Here is a 17,568-nt window from a genome sequence, read left to right on the forward strand (position 1 = left end):
CCAGGGGATGCCGGCGGCGTCGAGGGCCGCGAGCCCGGCCCGGCGGAACAGGCAGGGCGCGTCGAACGCCGCCAGCGGCAGCGGCGCGCCCGGCACCCGGCCCGGCCAGGCGCGGGGGCCGATCCAGGCCATCGGCAGGTCGAGGAGCACCGCGCCCGGCGGCTCCGCCTCGGCGCCCTCCTGCCAGAGCAGGGCGAGGTCGAGCTCGCCCGCCGCCAGCCCCGCCCGCAGCACCGCGTCCCGCTCCACCCGCGCGCCGACCCGGACCTGCGGATGGGCCTGCGCGAACCGGGCGAGCACGGGCGGCAGATGGGTCTCGGCGACGTCCTGCGGCAGGCCGAGCCGCACCGCCCCCGACAGGGGCGGGGCCCGGAGGGCGGCGAGCGCCGCGTCGTTCAGGGCGAGCAGGCGCCGGGCGTAGCCGAGCAGCGCCTCGCCCGCCTCGGTGAGCGCGAGGCCGCGCCCCTGCTTGAGGAAGAGCGGGCACCCGACCTGATCCTCGAGCTTGCGCAGCTGCAGACTGACCGCGGAGGGCGAGCGGCCGAGCCGCGCCGCCGCCCGGGCATAGCCGCCGAGATCGATGCCGGTCACGAAGCTGCGCAGGACGTCCATGTCGAGATTGGTGGGCGGCATCGTCGACTGTTCGTTTTTCCGCAACATTCCATTTGAAACTTCGTGATATTCGCAACGATTACCGCCGTCTACAGCCTCAACCCGAGAGGTCGGCGCCGGCGCTCGGGACAGGCCGAGCCGGCGTGAAATCCTGAGGGCGTTCCGGATCCCGTGTCCGGGACGCGCCGCTCGGTCTCTCCCGTCGACGGCCCGGACGGCCGTCCGAGGATCGAGGAGACAGCGATGCCGTTCGTGAGCGTGAAGGTGGCCGGCCCCCTGGACGGGGCGCAGGTGACGCGTCTCCGGCAGGGGATCACGGACCTGATGGCGGAGATGCTGGGCAAGCGGGCGGACCTGACCGCCGTGCTGATCGAGCCGGTGGCGGGGGAATGGGCCATCGGGGCGGAGCCGGTGGCTCGCGCCGCCCATCTCGACGCGACGGTGACCCTCGGGACCAACACGGCGCCGGAGAAGGCCCGCTTCATCGCCGCCGCCCATCGCCTCCTCGCCGCATTGCTGGGGCCGGACCTGCCGCTCGCCACCTACGTCGTGGTGAGCGAGGTTCCGGCCGAATCCTGGGGCTATGCCGGCCGGACCCAGGCGGAACGGGCCCAGGAGCGGTCCCAGGGGCGGGATGCCGGCTCAGGATCCGTCCCGGCCTGACAGCGGGTCCGATCCGACGCTCCCCGCGGCCCGGGGACATTGAAACCGGCGCTCGCCCGGACATCTTGGCCGGTGCGCCGCGGACCGTGGCGCTCCCGAGAGGGCCTGAATGTGAGCTTCCTGATCTGCCTCGCGGCCCTCTTCTTCCTGATGGGGATCGCCTACCGGGGCTTCTCGGTGATCCTGTTCGCCCCCATCGCCGCCATGGGCGCGGTGCTGCTCACCGACCCCTCCGCGGTGCCGACCCTGTTCTCCGGCCTGTTCATGGAGAAGCTCGTCGGCTTCCTGAAGCTGTACTTCCCGGTCTTCCTGCTCGGCGCCGTCTTCGGCAAGCTCGTGGAGGTGTCGGGCTTCGCCCGCTCCATCGTCGGGGCGGTCACCGGCGTGCTGGGGGAGGGGCGGGCGATCGTGGCGATCGTGCTGGTGGGCGCGATCCTGACCTATGGCGGCGTCTCGCTGTTCGTGGCGGTGTTCGCGGTCTACCCCTTCGCCGCCGAGCTGTTTCGCCGCTCGGACATCCCGAAGCGCCTGATCCCGGGGACGATCGCCCTCGGCGCCTTCACCTTCACCATGGACACCCTGCCGGGCACGCCGCAGATCCAGAACATCATCCCGGCCTCCTTCTTCAAGACCGACGCCTACGCCGCGCCCTGGCTCGGGATCATCGGGGCGCTCTTCGTGTTCGGGGTCGGCGTCACCTATCTCGAACGGCGCCGCCGCAGCGCGGAGCGGGCGGGCGAAGGCTACGGCGAGGGCCACGCGAACGAGCCGCAGGTGGTCGAGGACACGATCACGATCCCGCCCCTCGTCGCGCTCGTGCCGCTGCTCATCGTCGGGATCGGCAACAAGCTGCTGCTCGGCTGGATCACCGCCGCCTACGGCGAGCAGGCGAGCGCGGCGCTGACCCCGGAGATGGTCGCCCACCCCGTCACCGTGCCGGTCAAGGCGGTCGCGGCGATCTGGGCGGTGGAGGGCGCGCTCCTGCTCGGCATCCTCGCCACCGTGATCCTGGGCTGGCGCAACCTCGCCCCGCGCTTCGCGGAGGGCTCGAAGGCGGCGGTCGCGGGGGCGCTGCTCGCCGGGATGAACACCGCGACCGAATACGGCTTCGGCGCTGTCATCGCGGCGCTGCCGGGCTTCAAGACGATCTCGGACGCGCTCTCGACGATTCCCAACCCGCTCATCAACGAGGCGGTGACCGTCAACGTGCTGGCGGGCGTCACCGGCTCGGCGTCCGGCGGGCTCTCGATCGCGCTGGGCGCCCTGTCGGGCCGCTTCGTCGAGGCGGCGCAGGCGGCGGGCATCCCCCTGGAGGTGATGCACCGCGTCGCCTCGATGGCCAGCGGCGGCATGGACACCCTGCCGCACAACGGCGCGGTGATCACGCTGCTGGCGGTCACCGGCCTCACCCACCGCCAGTCCTACGGCGACATCTTCGCGATCACGCTCATCAAGACCGCGGCGGTGTTCGTCGTGATCGGCGTCTATTACCTCACCGGTCTGGTGTGAGCCCGGCGGCTCAGCCCGGCGCGTCGGCGAAGCCGCGCCCGGTCCAGACCCGCACCGTCACGCTCGCCTGCCCGTCGGCGATGCGGATGCGGTTGTAGGCGTTGGGCTCGTTGCCGCGCAGGCGCGTCGAGGTGGCCGAGCCGGCCTGGACCGCCAGCAGCCGCGTGCCCAACGCCTCGGCCGTGCCGCGGTCGACCGCCTCGCCGTCGGGCTCGGCCCCGCTCTCCGGCGCCTCGACGAAGCGGGCGTAATGGCGGTGGAGGTGGCCGGCGAGCGTCAGCCCGACGCCGTGGCGGCGAAAGGCGTCGAGCGCCTCGTCGGCGCGCCCGACGAGGCGGGCCTCCTCGTCCCAGGGCGGCGGCATGAACGGGTGATGCCCCACCACGATCCGGAATCGTCCCGCGGGCAGGGCGGCGAGCCGCGCCTCGGTGCGGGCGATCTGCGAGCGGGTGATCTTGCCTTGCGACCAGTCGGTCTCCGGCGCCCAGGTCCGCACCGTGTTGAGGCAGATCACCGCGATCTCCGCGTCGAGGAAGGTCGGCTCGGTCTCGGAATGGATGAAGTTGCGATAGCGGCGGAACGGGTGGAAGAAGCGGCTGAAGAGCTTGAAATGGGCGATGTCGTGGTTGCCCGGCACCGCCACCCAGGGGGCCGCGAGCCGGGCGAGAAACGCCCGCGCCTCGGCGTATTCCCGCCGCCGCGCCCGCATGGTGAAGTCGCCCGAGGCGATGATCAGGTCGGGCCGGTCGCGGTTGAGCTCGTCCACGAGCCCCTCCACCACCGCCGGATCGACGCATCCGAAATGGAGGTCGGAGATGTGTGCGATCCGCCTCACGCCCGGGACTCCGGCGCGGCGTCGGCGGGCACGATCACGGTGAGCGCGCCGGGCCGCAGCCGGTAGCGCAAGAGCGAAGCGATCAAGCGGATTTCCCCATCATTCATCACCCGTAACGCCCGGCGCCCCGCCGAGATCACCAGGCGATCGGATTCATGCCGCTCCAGGCCCGGCATCCCGCGCCAGGCGCCGGCCGCGAAGCCGAGCGCCAGCCGCGCGAGCCGCCACGGCGGCAGCCGGCGGGCGATGTAGAGCGTCAGGCGCCCGCCATCGACCCGTTCCCGCTTCACGATCTTTCCGGGGGCCTCGGCATAGTCGTCGTTGACGACGCAGAGCAGGCGCAGCCGCAGCCGCTCGGGCCGCCCGCCCGTGGACAGGGCCGCCCGCAGGCGCGGATAGGCCCCGAGATGACGCAGGGTGGCGAGGGCGAGCCGCAAGAGGCCGAAGAGGCCGAAGAGGTCGAGCAGGCCGAAGGGGCCGACGTGACGCGCGCGGAGGGCTTCGCGGTGGCGCGCCATCCGGGCCGGCATGCCGATCACCGAGTTGATGACGAAGACGTGCCCGTTGACCTCGCCGAGATCGACGGCCCGGGGCCGACCCGTCCGCAGGAGGGCGATGGCGGCCTCGAGCGCGAGGGGAACGCCGAGATCCTTGGCCAGCAGGTTCATGGTGCCGAGCGGCAGGATGGCCAGCGCCACGCCGCGTCCCGCCAGCACCCCGGCGGCGCAGCCGAGCGTTCCGTCGCCGCCCGCCACCGCGACCGCCGCGATCCCCTCCATGCCGGCCGCGCGCCGCATCCGCTCGGGCAGGGGCAGGGGGAGGGGCAGGTCCGGGTCGGGCTCGGGGGCGAGGTCGAACCCGGCCGCCGTCAAGCGCCCGCGGATCGCCGCGGGGGTCAGGCCGCTCGCGAAGGCGCCCGAGGCGGCGTTGACGACGAGGGCGATGCGCATGGGGCGGGCGGTCCGGCTTTGATCCGCCGGGACATGGCAGAGCCCGCTGTCGGGCCTGTGACGGCGAGCGCCCCGGGCTCAGCCCCGCGGCGGGCGCCGCTCCGCGATGCGGGCCTGGAACCAGTCGCGCAGCAATTCGCGCTCGTAGAAGAAGGTCTGCCCCGAGGAGGCGCGGGCGTAGCGCATCAGGAAGTTGAGGTCGGAGACCGTCTCCTCCGCCGACAGCACGGTCCGCCGTCCCTCGCGCAGGGCATAGCGCAGGTGGAAGCGCGGCGGGGTGACGTCGTTGACCACCCGCAGGCCGAAGGGAGCATTCGCCCCCGGCTGGTCCATGCCGGCGAGGTCGATGTCGAGCACGGCGATGTCGAGGCTCTGCCCCGGCGCCAGGACCCGGTTGCCCAGCGTCTCGAACAGCCGGCGCATCTCGGCGAGGGTCACCCGCAGGGAGACCCCCGAGCCGAAGCGGTTCTGCGCGTCGGTGTAGCGCTCGGGCTCGACGAAGCGGACACTCACCTGAGCGAGCGCCGGCCCGGGAATGGCCAGCGCGCCCAGGAGCGCGAGCCGCCCGAGCCCCCGCCTCATTGCTGCGAGCGCTTGATGATCGCCTGCAACGCCCGGGCGACCGGCTCGGTCACGGTACGCCGGTACTTGCGGTGGACCAGCTGACCGTTGTGGTAGATGTCCTGCTCGACGTAGAGCCGCTCCCCGTCCCAGCGGACGATGTTGTCGGATTCCGTCGTTTCCTCGACGCCCAGATCCTGCCGGAGGATTGGTGCGCCGGATGTCGTCTGCATGGATCGCCTCGTCTCGGCCACGGGTCACGCTCACCCTCACCGTCTTTAAGGCCTGCGGGCGCGGGGCACCAGCGGCCGACGCAGCCCCGCGGGGCCGTTCCCGTGACGGGCGGCGGCCCGGTGAACGGGCGCCCGCTCAGCGCACCATCACTTGGTCCTTGATGCGCTGGTAGGTGGCCCGGTTGAGGACGCGCTTCGACAGGAGCTGCTCGACGGAGGTGTAGGGGCGGTGCCCGATGATCGTCCGGCCGATCGCGCCCCCGCCCTTGAGCCCGTTCAGCTCGGCCAGGGTGGCGGTGTTGAGATCGAGCAGGGCCACCGCCGCAGCCGGCGCGTTCTCCGCCGCGGCCTCGGCCGGGTCGAGCGGGGGAGGGGGCGGCTCGGCGGCCCGAGGCGGGGCGGGCGGCGGGTCCAGAGGCCGTGCCGGCCCGGGCACGGGTTCGGGCCTGGCCGCCGCCGAAGGGGCCGGAGCGGGGGTCGGGGTGGGGTTAGGCTTGGCGGCGGCCTCCGGTGCGGCGGGCGGCGTCTCGGCGCGGCCCGGCTCGGACCGGCGGCCGTCCTGCGGGGCGCTCGTGCGCGCCGGCTCGGGAGCAGGGGTGGGGGCAGGGGACCGCAGCCAGAAGACCTGCACGACCCCCGTGATCCCCGCCACCGCCACCAGCAGGAGGAGCACCCGCAGGACCGCCGAGCCGCTCAACATTCGAGACCTCCCCCGCGGGAGCCCTGGCGCCCGCGCCCTCCGGCGCGTCCTGCCACGTCCCGTTCCGATCCCCATTCCGGGGCGATCGAGCCCGGACTTAAGCCGATCTTAAGGCGTTCCTGGGGAACGAACATCCGGGTCCCCCCGGAATCACCGCCTGTGCACAGCTCGCTCGCGCACAATTCAGAGTGAGGCGGGATCCGGGACGACGCCGCGCGCCGTCCCTGTCGGGGCCTTTGTGGCGCCGCGGCACCACCTGCGACGCAGCGCCGGACGGGGCGCGGGAACGCGATACGGCCAAGCTCGTTCTGGTATAAGCTGAGCCGTTCGCCCGGGCTCGTCGGAATTTCTCGATGTCTTCTCGCTTCCGCTGGTCGCGCCTGCTCGCCGCCGCGCTCGTCGCGGGGCCGGCCGCCGCCTGCGCCTCGCTGCCGCGCACGGCCTACACGCAGGCCGAGGCCGAGGCCGCCGCCGTTCCGGGCATGGTCGGGGTGCGCGCCTATGCCGATGCCAGCGCCGCGGAATTCGTCGCGATGGCGGCGGGCCCGCAGCGCAAGCGGCAGGCCTTCAGCTACCTCGCCCTCTCGGGCGGCGGCGGCGACGGCGCTTACGGGGCCGGCGTGCTCAACGGCTGGACCGCCTCGGGGACGCGGCCGGAATTCACCATCGTGTCCGGCGTCTCGACCGGCGCCCTGATCGCGCCCTTCGCTTTCCTGGGCCCGGCCTACGACCCCTACCTCACCGAGATCTACACGAGCGGCATCGCCGGCTCGCTGGTGCAGGGGCCGAGCCTCGCCAACGTGCTGTTCGGCTCGGGGCTGTTCGGCGACGGGCGCCTGCGCGACCTGATCGCCCGCTACGTCACGCCCGACCTCCTGCGCGCCGTCGCCGAGGAGCACGCCAAGGGCCGGCGCCTGCTCGTGGTGACGACCAACCTCGATACGCAGCGCGCCGTGATCTGGAACATGGGCGCCATCGCGGCGAGCGGGGCGCCGAACGCCGTGGCCCTGTTCGCCGACGTGCTGACCGCCTCCGCCAGCATCCCGGCGGTGTTCCCGCCCCAGCTTCTCGACGTGCAGGCGGAGGGCCGCGCCTTCCAGGAGATGCATGTCGACGGCTCGGTGGTGACGCCGGTCTTCACCCTGCCGCAGTCGTTCCTGGTGCGGGACGGGCGCATCAAGAGCGCCGGCAAGGCCGACATCTACGTCGTCATCAACGGGCGGCTGGAGCCGGAATTCGAGGTGACGAAGAACAACACCCTGTCGATCGTCGAGAAGTCGTTCACGACCGCCAGCCGCGCCCGCTCCCGGGCGACGCTCGTGGCCACCGACGCCTTCGCCAGCCGCAACGGCATCGGCTTCAACCTGACCTATATCGACGAGCGCGCGCCCCAGACCACGACGGCGCGGGGCTTCGACACCGCCTATATGCGCAGCCTCTACCAGCTCGGCTACGACAACGCCCGCACCGGCCCGCTCTGGCACCGGGAGGTGCCCGCCGCGCCGCTGGTTCGGAACGTCGTCCAGGGCGCGGTAGCGGGGCGCTGACGCGGAGCCCGGCCGGGCCGTCCTGGCAGGGTACGGGCCCGCCCCGGCCCACCCGCCTCACTCCACCGTGACGGACTTGGCGAGGTTGCGCGGCTGGTCCACGTCTTTCCCCATGAAGACGGCGGTGTGGTAGGCGATGAGCTGCACCGGCACCGCGTAGACGATCGGCGCCACCACCGGGTCCACGTCCGGCATGGTGAGCGTCGCCAGGGTGTCGAGCCCGGCCGCCGCCGCGCCGCGGGCATCGCCCACGAGGATGATCCGGCCGCCGCGGGCGGCGACCTCCTGCATGTTCGAGACGGTCTTCTCGAAGATCGCGTCGTGGGGCGCGATCACGATCACCGGCACGCTCTCGTCGATCAGCGCGATGGGTCCGTGCTTGAGCTCGCCCGCGGCATAGCCCTCCGCGTGGATGTAGCTGATTTCCTTGAGCTTCAGGGCGCCTTCGAGGGCCATCGGGTAGCTGGTGCCGCGCCCCAGATACAGCACGTCCCGGGCGCGGGCGATCTCGCGGGCGAGCGCCTCGACCTGCGGCTCCAGCGTGACCGATTCCGCCATCAGCCCCGGCACGGTGATGAGCGCGTCGACGAGCGCCCGCTCGCGGGCCGCGTCGATCGTGCCCCGCGCCCGGCCGGCCGCGATGGCGAGGCAGAGCAGCACGGTCAGCTGGCAGGAGAAGGCTTTCGTGGAGGCCACCCCGATCTCGGGCCCCGCCAGCGTCGGCATCACCGCGGAGGATTCCCGGGCAATGGTCGAGGTCGGCACGTTGACCACCGCCAAGGTGTGCTGCCCCTGGGATTTCGCGTAGCGCAGCGAGGCCAGGGTGTCGGCGGTCTCGCCGGATTGCGAGATGACCAGCGTCAGCCCGCCCTCCTCCAGCGGCGGCTCGCGGTAGCGGGTCTCGGAGGCCACATCGATTTCGACGGGCAGCCGCGCGATCGTCTCGAACCAGTACTTGGCGACGAGCCCGGCGTAATAGGCAGTGCCGCAGGCGGTGATCGACAGCCGCGAGAGCCGGGCGAAATCGAAGGGCAGGGCCCCCGGCAGCACGACCTTGCCCCCGGCCATGTCGACGTAATGGGCCAGCGTGCGGCCCACCACCTCGGGCTGCTCGTGGATCTCCTTGGCCATGAAGTGGCGGTGGTTGCCCTTGTCGACGAGGTAGGCCTGCGCGACGATCCTCTGGCGGGCCCGCGCGACCGGGCGGCCGTCGATGTCGCGGATCTCGGCGCCCGCGCGGGTCAGGATCGCCCAGTCGCCCTCGTCGAGATAGGTGATCTCGTCGGTGAAGGGGGCGAGCGCCAGGGCGTCGGAGCCGAGATAGGTCTCGCCCCGGCCGAAGCCGATGGCCAGCGGCGCGCCATGGCGGGCGCCGATCAGGAACTCCTCCTCGCCCGCGAACAGGAAGCCCAGGGCGAAGGCCCCGCGCAGGCGGGGCAGGGCGGCCTCGACCGCCGCCACGGGACCCAGGCCCTGCGCCATCAGGTGATCGACCAGCCGGGCGACGACCTCGGTGTCGGTGTCGGACTCGAACCGGGCGCCGGCCGCTTCGAGTTCGCTCTTCAGCTCGCGAAAATTCTCGATGATGCCGTTATGGACCACCGCCAGCCGCTCGGTGGCGTGGGGGTGGGCGTTGGTCTCGGTCGGGCGGCCATGGGTCGCCCAGCGGGTGTGGCCGATGCCGATGGCCCCCGCGAGCGGCATCTCCGCGAGCTTGCGCTCGAGGTTCGACAGCTTGCCCTCCGCCCGCCGACGCACCAGCCGGCCGCGCTCCAGGGTGGCGAGGCCGGCGGAATCGTAGCCGCGATATTCGAGCCGCCGCAGGGCCTCGATCATCGGGCCCGCGACCGCCTCGCGCCCGACGATGCCGACGATTCCGCACATGATCGATCCTCACACCGTCCGGCCGGGACACGCCCGGCATCCCGGAGCGGGACACCGGCCCGGGCCGGCTCGCTGCGGTGCAAGAGCCGGACCCGCGGCCGAGTGGTACTCCCGCGCGAAGCCGGGCTTGTACCGGATCACGGCGGCACAAGGCCAGCGCGGGCAGAGGGCCATCAGCCGAGCGTTTTCACCAGCGCGGTCAGCTGGTCGGCGCACTGCCCCCAGCCGGCCTCGAACCCCATCGCTTCGTGGGTCCGGCGATCCTCCAGCGTCCAGTGGCGGGCGCGCGCGGTGTAGCGGGTGCCGCCGGCCTCGTCGGCGAAGGTGAGGATCACCGTCAGGAACGGCTTGTCCGACGGGACCCAGGCGGAGCGGTAGGCGTCGGTGACGACGAGGCGCGCGTCGGGCACCACCTCGAGGTAGACGCCGGGATGGGGCATGTCCTGCCCCTCGGGACTGCGCATCACGATCAGGCTCGCGCCGCCGGGCCGCACGTCGAGTTCGGCGACCGGGGTCGTGTAGGGCTTCGGGGCGAACCACTGCTTGAGGAGGTCGGGCTCGGTCCAGGCCCGCCACAGCGCCCGGCGGGGTACCGGGATCAGGCGGGTCAGAACGAGGTCGCGGGGGTCGTCGGCGTCGCGGGTCATGGGAGGCTCCCTCGAGATGGTCAGGCCGGGCGCGGGTCGTGTCGCTGGGTCTATTCCTAGGCCTATCCCTTGGCCTGTTCCTGGGCCTGTCCGTTGGGCTGTCCCTTGGCCTGGTTCATCGCCCAGGTCACCCCGAACGGGTCGCGCAGCTGCCCGTAGACGTCGCCCCAGAACATCTCCTGATAGGGCATCACCACCGTGGCGCCGGCCGCCACCGCCCGGTCCCACCACGGCGCGATCGCGTCGACCGGCAGGAGCAGGCTGAAGCTCTGCGGGGCCTGGAGCGGGTGGCCGTGCTCGGGAAAGGCGTCCGACAGCATCAGCGAGGAGCCGTTGAGGTAGAGGTGGACATGCATGGTCCGGCCCTGCGCGTCGGCCGGGATGGCGGCGACGATCTCGGCCGCGAAGGCTTCTCGGTAGAACGCGGCCGCCCGCATCGCGCCGTCGACCGTGAGGTAGGCGATCACGCCGCCCCGGGTCGGCGGCGGCGCGCCCGCCGGATTCGCCTCGGTCGCGTGGGTCTGCGTCGCGCTCATCGTCGGGTTCTCCTCGTGCATCGTCCGTTCCCCGGTATGCCGCCCGAGGACGGACGGACAGCCTGCCCGCCGACAGGGCCTCGACGGAATTTTTGCATCCACGCCCGTCCGGTCCGATCGCCGCAGCCCCCTGCGCCCTCGGAACGATCGAGTCGGGCTCCCGTTGGCCCGCCACTCTGACCGGAGAATGGCCGCGTCGACGCCCGGCGGCCGGAAGGAACGTCTCACAAGGAACCTCTCATGGATCTCGGCATCAGCGGGCGCGTCGCGGTGGTCACCGGGGGTGATTCCGGCATGGGCTACGCCAGCGCGGAGCATCTCCTGCGCGAGGGCGTCCGCATCGTCCTCTCCGACCTGAAGGAGACGGAGCTGACCGAGGCCGCCGGCCGGCTCTCGGCGCTCGGCGCGGTGAAGGCCTGCCAGGCGGACCTCTCCACGAACGAGGGTGCGCTCACGCTGCGCGACTTCGCCCGGAGCGCCTTCGACGCCGAGCCCACGATCCTCGTCAACGCCGCGGGCGTGACCGGCGCCACCGGCGATTTCCTGGAGATCGACGATGCGGGCTGGCTCGCGACGATCCAGGCCGACCTGATGGCCTCGGTGCGGGTCGCCCGCGCCTTCATCCCCGGCATGCGGGCGGCGGGCTGGGGGCGGATCGTCTTCTTCACCTCGGAGGACGCGGTCCAGCCCTATGTCGAGGAACTGCCCTACTGCGCCGCCAAGGCCGGGCTCATGAACCTGACCAAGGGCCTGTCCAAGGCCTACGGCGCAGACGGGGTTCTCGTGAACTCGGTGGCGCCCGCCTTCGTCGCCACGCCGATGACCGACGCCATGATGGAGAAGCGGGCGGACACGCTCGGCGTCTCCTTCGACGAGGCGGTCGGGAGCTTCCTCGACGAGAACCGCCCCGGCATCGTCGCGCGCCGTCGCGGGCGGGCCGACGAGGTCGCGGCGGCGGTGGCGTTCCTCTGTTCCGAGCGGGCGAGCTTCATCACCGGCGAGAACCTGCGGGTCGACGGCGGCGCCGTCCTCACCATGGCGGCCTGATCCGATGCGCGAGATCGAGCGCGAGATCGAGTGCGAGATCGAGTGCGAGATCTCTTGCGACGTGGCGGTGATCGGGGCCGGGACCGCCGGCATCGCGGCCCACCGCGCCGCCCTGGGGGAGGGGGCGCGGAGCCTGCTGATCGAGCAGGGCCCCGGCGGCACCACCTGCGCCCGGGTCGGCTGCATGCCCTCGAAGCTCCTGATCAGCGCCGCCGAGGCCGCGCATGGGGCCCGCGGGGCGGAGACCTTCGGGATTTCCGTCGGCGGCGTACAGGTCGACGGGCCGCGGGTGCTCGGGCGGGTGCGGGCCCTGCGCGACGATTTCGTCGCCTCGGTCTTCGACGGGCTCGCGGACCTGCCCGCGGAGTCGCGCCTCACCGGCCGGGCGGTGTTCGAGGGGCCGCAGACCTTGCGCGTCGGCGATCACACTCGCCTGCGCTTCAAGGCGGCCGTGCTCGCCTCCGGATCGAGCCCGAGCCTGCCGACGCCGCTCCGCGCCCTGGGCGCGCGCGCCCTCACCACCGACACGCTGTTCGAGATCGCGGACCTGCCCGATTCCCTCGCCGTACTCGGCGCCGGCCCGGTGGGGCTCGAACTCGCGCAGAGCATGGCCCGGCTCGGCGTGCGGGTCAGCCTGTTCGATCCCGGCGACAGCGCCGGGGGCCTGCGCGACCCCGACCTGACGCGGGCCGCCCGCGCCATCTTCTCCGAGGCCTTCGACCTGCATCTCGGTGCCGAGGTCGAGGGCGCCGAACCGGACGGGGAGGGCGTGCGCCTGACCTGGAGCGGCGGCGGCGCGGGCCGGTTCGCCCGGGTCCTCGCCGCCGCCGGCCGGTCCCCGAACCTCGCCGGGATCGGCCTCGAGCAGACCGGCGCGCGCCTGGACGCGCGGGGCAGCCCGGCCTTCGATCCGCACTCGCTCCACTGCGAGGGCTCGGCCCTGTTCATCGCGGGCGACGCCAACGCGGACCGGCCGATCCTGCACGAGGCGAGCCGCCAGGGGCGCATCAGCGGCCGCAACGCCGCGCGCCTCGCCGCGGGCGGGCCGCTCGAACGGCCCCGGCGCTGGGTGGCGCTCGCGATGGTGTTCAGCCAGCCGCAGATCGCGGTCGTCAGCGGCGGCTTCGACCCGGAGGCGGGCCACCGGATCGGCCGGGCGGACTTCGGCCGGCAGGGCCGGGCCCGGGTCATGGACCGGGCGCAAGGCGGCCTCCGCCTCTATGCCGCGCCGGGCGGGCGCCTCGTCGGCGCCGAGATGATCGGCCCGGAGGTCGAGCACCTCGCCCATCTCGTCGCCCACGCGGTCCAGGACGGGCTCGACGTCGCCACCTTCCGCGACCGTCCGTTCTACCACCCGACCCTGGAAGAAGCCCTCGACACCGCCCTGTCGGATTTGGCCGGGCAGCGCGGCTAGACGCTTCCACGGGGACAGGGAACCTCGTCCCGGGCCTGCCTCCCCTCCGCGCGTCACCCTCCAAAAACGGACCTTTTCACGTTCTTAACGCCGTTCTCATCCCGGACGAGGACATTCGGCCGCGCGAGCGCGGGGCGTTCCGGCGCGTTGTCGAGGCGCCGGGTTCGTCCCGGGCGCGCCGGGGCGGGCTCCGGCGCGTGGGATGCGAGAGGACCGGACGGCCGTGGAAGCAAGCATAGTCCGAGACGCGCGCGAGGCCGTGCTGGCGCGGCAGCGGGCGCTCAAGATGGCGAAGTCCCCTCATGCCTATGTCCGCGGCAACACCCTGAAATTCTACGAGTGGCTGGACGGGTTGCCCCGCGGCACGCTGCCGGAGGGCCCGCCGGTCTGGATCTGCGGCGATTGCCATCTCGGCAATCTCGGCCCCCTCGCCGATGCGGAGGGGGAGGTCGAGGTGCAGATTCGCGACCTCGACCAGACCGTCATCGGCAACCCGACCCACGATCTCGTCCGCCTCGGCCTGTCGCTCGCCAGCGCCGCGCGCGGCTCCAACCTGCCCGGCGTCGTCACGAGCCAGATGCTGGAGGCGATGGTCCGGGGCTACGCCCGGGGTCTCGCCGAACCCGGCGACGACGATGCGCGCCCGCCGGAGCCCGACGCGGTGCGGACCGTGCGGCGGCGGGCCCTGGGCCGGCATTGGAAGCACCTCGCCCGCGAGCGCCTGAAGGATGTCGAGCCGGAAATCCCACTCGGGCGCCGGTTCTGGGCCCTCGACGCGGAGGAGCGCACCGCCCTGCGCGACCTGTTCCGCCAGGACGGGGTGCGCGATCTCGTGCTCGCCCTGAACGGGCGCGGGGAGGGCACGACGATGCGCCTGCTCGACGCCGCCTACTGGATGAAGGGATGCTCCTCCCTCGGCTTCCTGCGCTACGCGGCGCTGGTGCGCATCGAGGGGGACGGCAAGCGCCGCCTCGCGCTCGTCGATGTGAAGGAGGCGGTCCCGGCGGCCGCTCCGCCGGCCCCGGGCGTCCGGATGCCCGACGACCCGGCCGAGCGGGTCGTGGCCGGCGCACGGGCGCTCTCGCCCCATCTCGGCGAGCGCATGCTGCCGGCCCGGCTCCTCGACAAGCCGGTTTTCGTGCGCGAGCTGCTGCCCCAGGACCTCAAGCTCGACATCGACCAGTTCAGCCGGGCGGAGGCCGTGCAGGCCGCCCATTACCTCGCCCATGTCGTCGGCCGGGCGCATGGCCGGCAGATGACCGGAAAGGTCCGCGCCGCCTGGCGGCGCGCCGTCGTGAAGGACGGGGCGAAAGGTGCGCGGACGGGGGAGGGCGCACCGTCCTGGCTCTGGTCGAGCGTGGTCGAACTCGCCGGTCGACACGAGGTCGGCTACCTGCAGCATTGCCGCTCCTACGCGGATGCCGAGGCCGCCTGACGCCGGGCCGCCCGGGTGCGCCGGCCGGGCCTCCTGCCGGGCCTCTTGCCAAGCCTCCTGCCAGACCTCTTGCCGGGCCCCTGGGCGCGGCGGTGGCACCGCGGCCGGCGCCGGGGGCGAGCCCTGCGGGTCGTCCCGTTGAACGTTCCGAGGCGCTGCGTCGTTAAGGCTCGTTCGCGCGCTGGAATCCGGTGCGGCGCGGAAGCCGTTCCCTGGCGAAAACAGTGTATCATTTCAGACAATATCTTCGATCGACAAGCATTTCGCCGCAGCCTGCCGCGTCTGTGACAGGAGACATGTGTCTCCGGCGCCATTGCGCACCCTGCCCGTGGCGGGCATATCGGACGTTGTAATGGTCGATCCGTCGCAGATGCACGTTCAGGGGCCGGACCATAGCCCGATCGACGCGCTCGTCGATCTCGAATCCCTGACGTCCGCGGAGCGGGACGGGCTGGGCTTCGGTCTTCTCTGCCTCGATCCGGTCGGAACGGTGCTGGCCTGCAATCCGGCGGCGGCGGCTTTGTGCGGGCTCTCCGCCGAGGCGATGGCCGGGCGCAACTTCTTCCGCGATCTCGTGCCGAGCGCCGGCGTGCCGAGCTTCTACGGACGCTTCCTCGCCAGCGTCCGGCGGGGCGGCTCCGGGCCGAGCTTCGAGTTCGTGTTCGGCCGCAACCCGGCGCCCCTGCGGATGCGCATCGGCCTGCATCCCGGCGCGGGCGGTCGCACCTGGCTGACCCTCACGTCCCTGGGTCAGATCGCCGCCGTCCCCGCCCGCGAGGCGGTGCTGGCCGCCATCGCCCAGCGCAGCCGGGCCGAGCCGGTCGATCCGAGCCTGTGCGAGCGCGAGCCGATCCATGTCCCGGGCTCGATCCAGCCCAACGCCGTGATGCTCGCCGCCGACGCGGCGACCTTCGAGATCGTGGCCTTCAGCGCCAACGCGGCGGAGGCGCTGCCCCCCGGGCTGTTCCCGCCCTCGGGCCACCGCCTGGACGCGGTGCTGCCCACGCCCATCGTCTCGGCGATCCGCAACGGGCTCGCCACCCATTCCTTGAGCGACGGGCGGCTCCTGCGGCGCACGCTCACCCTGCCGCCGCGGGGCGAGCGCTTCCACCTCATGGCCCATGCCCATCTCGGCCGGATCATCGTCGAGCTGGAGCTGGCCCCCGAGCGGCCGGAGGATTTCTCCGCCGCCAACCCCCTCGACACCGAACTGGCGATGGCGCGCCTGCGCGCCGCCGAGAGCCTGACCGAGGCGGCGCAGATCGCCGCCCTGGAGATCCGCGCCGTCACCGGCTTCGAGTCGGTGCTGGTCTACCGCTTCGACCCGGACTGGAACGGCGAGGCCATCGCCGAGGACATGGTGCCGGACTGGCAGCGCCCGCTGATCGGCCTTCGCTTCCCCGCCTCCGACATCCCGGCCCAGGCCCGCGCCCTCTACACCCGGGCCAAGAGCCGCTTCGTCATCGACCGGGATTGCGTGCCGGTCCCGCTGGTGGCCGAGCGGGCCGCGGGCAACGCGCCCATCGACCTCACCTTCGCGCAGAACCGCACGCTCTCGCCGATCCATCTCGAGTACCAGCGCAATCTCGGCGTGGACGGCTCCATGTCGATCTCGATCATGGTCGAGAACCGGCTCTGGGGCCTCATGATCGGCCATCACCGCCGGCCGCACTACGTCGCGCCCGAGACCCGCGCCACCGCGACCGTGCTGACCGACGCCTTCGCGATGCGGGTGCAGGAGATCGAGGGCAAGGCGCTGTGGAGCGAGCGCCAGCGCCATCTCGACGTGCAGGGGCGCCTCGTGCGGCGCCTGACCCGCTCCGACGACTTCGTGCTCTCGCTGATGCACGGCAGCCCGAGCCTCCTCGACCTGTTCGGGGTGAGCGGCGTGGGGATCGTCTCCGGGGCCGACATCACCCTGACCGGGACGACGCCGGGCGAGGCGGAGGTCCGCGCGCTCGCTTCGTGGCTGCGGGAGAGCCTGACGCCGGACGCGCGCAGCTTCGTCACCGACACGCTGTCGCTGCACCATGCCCCGGCGGCCGCCTATACCGAATCCGCCAGCGGCCTGCTCGCGGTCTTCGTCGGGGCCGAGCGGCGCCACCTCCTGCTGTGGTTCAAGCCGGAGGTGCCCGGAACGGTGACCTGGGGCGGCGACCCGCGCAAGCCCGTCCTGCCCGGCAGCGGCCCCGTGGCGGTGCTGCCCCGGCGCTCGTTCGAGCGCTGGGTCGAGGAGCGGCGCGGCCAATCCGCCCCCTGGGCCAGCTGGAAGGTGGCGCTCGCCGAGCAGCTCGCCGAGGCGGTCGACGGCGTGGTGCTGCGCCAGCGCAGCAAGATCGCCGAGCTGACCGGCCTGCTCGCCGACAAGGAGCGCCTGCTGGAGCAGAAGGACCTTCTGACCCGCGAGATCGACCACCGGGTCAAGAACTCGCTCCAGATCGTCACGGCCTTCCTGCACATGCAGCGCCGCCAGATCGCCGACCCGGCCGCGCGCCAGGCCTTCTCCGAGACCTCGGCGCGCGTCATGAGCGTGGCGCGGGTCCATGACAGCCTCTACCAGGGCGACAGCCTGGAGGAGGTCGATCTCGGCCAGACCATCCAGTCCCTGTGCAACGACCTCGCCGGGATGGCGGGCGACGAGCACAGCGTCGCGCTCACTGCCGAGACCGGGCTGATGGTGCCCTACCGGCACGCGGTGGCGCTCTCGCTCATCACCACGGAACTCGTCACCAACGCGTTCAAATACGCGGGCCGTCCCGACCGGGGCGCGCGGATCACCGTGACCGTCGCGGGCGGCGCGGGCGCCGTGCGCCTCAAGGTGTGCGACGACGGCGACGGCATGCCGCCGGACTGGGAGCGCGCGCGGGCCCGGGGCACCGGGCTCGGCATGAAGCTGATCCGCGCCATGCTCGACCAGATCGGCGCGCGCCTCGACGTCGAGAACGCCGAGGGCGCCTGCTTCACCATCCACGCCTGAGCCGTCCGGGCCGCAGCC

General features: G+C 72.8%; 16 protein-coding genes. 7 read left to right on the forward strand and 9 right to left on the reverse strand.

All coding sequences use genetic code 11. The features are described from left to right. A partial coding sequence (locus LW587_RS18040) for a LysR family transcriptional regulator (protein WP_232630980.1) occupies positions 1-633 on the reverse strand: 633 nt, incomplete at its 3' end. A 222-nt stretch (positions 634-855) separates the two neighbouring features. On the opposite strand from LW587_RS18040, the gene LW587_RS18045 reads away from it, so the two are divergent. Together LW587_RS18045 and LW587_RS18050 are read left to right on the forward strand one after the other, a co-directional pair. Beyond that, positions 856-1,275, forward strand: a complete 420-nt coding sequence (locus LW587_RS18045) for a tautomerase family protein (protein WP_232630981.1) — start codon at positions 856-858, stop codon at positions 1,273-1,275. A 111-nt stretch (positions 1,276-1,386) separates the two neighbouring features. After that, complete coding sequence (locus LW587_RS18050; RefSeq protein WP_232630982.1) at positions 1,387-2,784, forward strand: GntP family permease; 1,398 nt, start codon at positions 1,387-1,389, stop codon at positions 2,782-2,784. Between the two features lie 10 nt (positions 2,785-2,794). Here LW587_RS18050 and LW587_RS18055 read toward each other — a convergent pair whose 3' ends face one another. From LW587_RS18055 to LW587_RS18075, 5 genes are all read right to left on the reverse strand, one after another. Next, entirely contained in the window at positions 2,795-3,619 is an 825-nt protein-coding gene (locus tag LW587_RS18055) for a metallophosphoesterase family protein (RefSeq protein ID WP_232630983.1), read from the reverse strand. Then, positions 3,616-4,569: a diacylglycerol/lipid kinase family protein gene (locus tag LW587_RS18060; RefSeq protein ID WP_232630984.1), complete on the reverse strand. Its 954-nt coding sequence runs from the start codon at positions 4,567-4,569 to the stop codon at positions 3,616-3,618. The genes LW587_RS18055 and LW587_RS18060 overlap by 4 nt, the downstream gene beginning before the upstream one ends. A gap of 78 nt (positions 4,570-4,647) precedes the next feature. Further along, positions 4,648-5,151 carry a DUF3016 domain-containing protein gene (locus LW587_RS18065; RefSeq protein ID WP_232630985.1) on the reverse strand — a complete coding sequence of 168 codons (504 nt, stop codon included), beginning with the start codon at positions 5,149-5,151 and terminating at the stop codon, positions 4,648-4,650. Continuing rightward, positions 5,148-5,363: a hypothetical protein gene (locus LW587_RS18070; RefSeq protein WP_232630986.1), complete on the reverse strand. Its 216-nt coding sequence runs from the start codon at positions 5,361-5,363 to the stop codon at positions 5,148-5,150. Before LW587_RS18070 ends, LW587_RS18065 begins: the two co-directional genes overlap by 4 nt. Before the next feature lie 136 nt (positions 5,364-5,499). After that, positions 5,500-6,063 carry a ComEA family DNA-binding protein gene (locus tag LW587_RS18075; RefSeq protein WP_232630987.1) on the reverse strand — a complete coding sequence of 188 codons (564 nt, stop codon included), beginning with the start codon at positions 6,061-6,063 and terminating at the stop codon, positions 5,500-5,502. Positions 6,064-6,416: 353 nt separating this feature from the next. Between LW587_RS18075 and LW587_RS18080 the strand changes: the two genes are divergently transcribed. Further along, a complete protein-coding gene (locus LW587_RS18080; RefSeq protein WP_232630988.1) occupies positions 6,417-7,610 on the forward strand; it encodes a patatin-like phospholipase family protein in 1,194 nt (397 codons plus the stop codon). A 57-nt stretch (positions 7,611-7,667) separates the two neighbouring features. Here the strand turns inward: LW587_RS18080 and glmS are convergent, their stop codons facing one another. The 3 genes from glmS to LW587_RS18095 form a co-directional block, all read right to left on the reverse strand. Then, positions 7,668-9,494, reverse strand: a complete 1,827-nt coding sequence (glmS, locus tag LW587_RS18085) for a glutamine--fructose-6-phosphate transaminase (isomerizing) (protein ID WP_232630989.1) — start codon at positions 9,492-9,494, stop codon at positions 7,668-7,670. Between the two features lie 173 nt (positions 9,495-9,667). Next, entirely contained in the window at positions 9,668-10,141 is a 474-nt protein-coding gene (locus LW587_RS18090; protein ID WP_232630990.1) for an SRPBCC family protein, read from the reverse strand. Between the two features lie 62 nt (positions 10,142-10,203). Further along, positions 10,204-10,677 (reverse strand): VOC family protein, encoded by a 474-nt coding sequence (locus tag LW587_RS18095; protein ID WP_232630991.1) that lies wholly within the window; start codon positions 10,675-10,677, stop codon positions 10,204-10,206. Positions 10,678-10,917: 240 nt separating this feature from the next. On the opposite strand from LW587_RS18095, the gene LW587_RS18100 reads away from it, so the two are divergent. From LW587_RS18100 to LW587_RS18115, 4 genes are all read left to right on the forward strand, one after another. Continuing rightward, a complete protein-coding gene (locus tag LW587_RS18100; protein ID WP_232630992.1) occupies positions 10,918-11,724 on the forward strand; it encodes an SDR family NAD(P)-dependent oxidoreductase in 807 nt (268 codons plus the stop codon). Positions 11,725-11,728: 4 nt separating this feature from the next. Next, entirely contained in the window at positions 11,729-13,138 is a 1,410-nt protein-coding gene (locus tag LW587_RS18105; RefSeq protein WP_232630993.1) for a dihydrolipoyl dehydrogenase, read from the forward strand. A 286-nt stretch (positions 13,139-13,424) separates the two neighbouring features. Further along, entirely contained in the window at positions 13,425-14,573 is a 1,149-nt protein-coding gene (locus LW587_RS18110) for a DUF2252 family protein (protein ID WP_232631011.1), read from the forward strand. Positions 14,574-14,925: 352 nt separating this feature from the next. Further along, positions 14,926-17,550 (forward strand): histidine kinase dimerization/phosphoacceptor domain -containing protein, encoded by a 2,625-nt coding sequence (locus LW587_RS18115; RefSeq protein ID WP_232630994.1) that lies wholly within the window; start codon positions 14,926-14,928, stop codon positions 17,548-17,550. Positions 17,551-17,568 lie beyond the last annotated feature (18 nt).

The sequence above is a fragment of the Methylobacterium sp. Leaf118 genome, from assembly GCF_920984675.1.
GTDB lineage: Bacteria > Pseudomonadota > Alphaproteobacteria > Rhizobiales > Beijerinckiaceae > Methylobacterium.

What these genes read in the sequence shown, in the direction of transcription:
- LW587_RS18090 (WP_232630990.1), bottom strand. Translation starts at nt 10,141, where the DNA reads ATGACCCGCGACGCCGACGACCCCCGCGACCTCGTTCTGACCCGCCTG.
- LW587_RS18060 (WP_232630984.1), bottom strand. Translation starts at nt 4,569, where the DNA reads ATGCGCATCGCCCTCGTCGTCAACGCCGCCTCGGGCGCCTTCGCGAGC.
- LW587_RS18070 (WP_232630986.1), bottom strand. Translation starts at nt 5,363, where the DNA reads ATGCAGACGACATCCGGCGCACCAATCCTCCGGCAGGATCTGGGCGTC.
- LW587_RS18075 (WP_232630987.1), bottom strand. Translation starts at nt 6,063, where the DNA reads ATGTTGAGCGGCTCGGCGGTCCTGCGGGTGCTCCTCCTGCTGGTGGCG.
- glmS (WP_232630989.1), bottom strand. Translation starts at nt 9,494, where the DNA reads ATGTGCGGAATCGTCGGCATCGTCGGGCGCGAGGCGGTCGCGGGCCCG.
- LW587_RS18045 (WP_232630981.1), top strand. Translation starts at nt 856, where the DNA reads ATGCCGTTCGTGAGCGTGAAGGTGGCCGGCCCCCTGGACGGGGCGCAG.
- LW587_RS18115 (WP_232630994.1), top strand. Translation starts at nt 14,926, where the DNA reads ATGGTCGATCCGTCGCAGATGCACGTTCAGGGGCCGGACCATAGCCCG.
- LW587_RS18065 (WP_232630985.1), bottom strand. Translation starts at nt 5,151, where the DNA reads ATGAGGCGGGGGCTCGGGCGGCTCGCGCTCCTGGGCGCGCTGGCCATT.
- LW587_RS18080 (WP_232630988.1), top strand. Translation starts at nt 6,417, where the DNA reads ATGTCTTCTCGCTTCCGCTGGTCGCGCCTGCTCGCCGCCGCGCTCGTC.
- LW587_RS18105 (WP_232630993.1), top strand. Translation starts at nt 11,729, where the DNA reads ATGCGCGAGATCGAGCGCGAGATCGAGTGCGAGATCGAGTGCGAGATC.
- LW587_RS18100 (WP_232630992.1), top strand. Translation starts at nt 10,918, where the DNA reads ATGGATCTCGGCATCAGCGGGCGCGTCGCGGTGGTCACCGGGGGTGAT.
- LW587_RS18095 (WP_232630991.1), bottom strand. Translation starts at nt 10,677, where the DNA reads ATGAGCGCGACGCAGACCCACGCGACCGAGGCGAATCCGGCGGGCGCG.
- LW587_RS18110 (WP_232631011.1), top strand. Translation starts at nt 13,425, where the DNA reads ATGGCGAAGTCCCCTCATGCCTATGTCCGCGGCAACACCCTGAAATTC.